1 protein-coding gene is annotated in these 270 nt (G+C 71.5%); it reads right to left on the reverse strand.

The window, feature by feature from the left end; genetic code table 11:
• Window positions 1-270, reverse strand: a 270-nt coding sequence (locus AC0I8G_RS25940) for an AI-2E family transporter (protein ID WP_471732511.1), incomplete at both ends; no start/stop codon positions are given.

Genomic DNA, 270 nt, shown 5'->3' on the forward strand with positions numbered 1-270 from the left:
GAGAGCGATCAGCCCGGCGAAGGGGACACCGGCGCCCTTCAGCACGACGTAGGTGAGGACGCCGCAGCTGGCGCTGATGAGGAGGTTCCCCGACAGGGACCCCGTGACCGACTTCGCGCAGTCCGCACCCACGGTGCGCAGCCGGTGGGCGGTGGGGGGGGGGAAGAGGTTGACGAAACCGTCGACGACCTTGGGGCCCTCGAGGACCATGAGGAAGGCGAGGCCGAAGATCGAGGCCGCTCCGGCGGCCCCGGTCGCGACCCCGCGCAA

The organism is Kineococcus sp. AC630 (assembly GCF_979255925.1).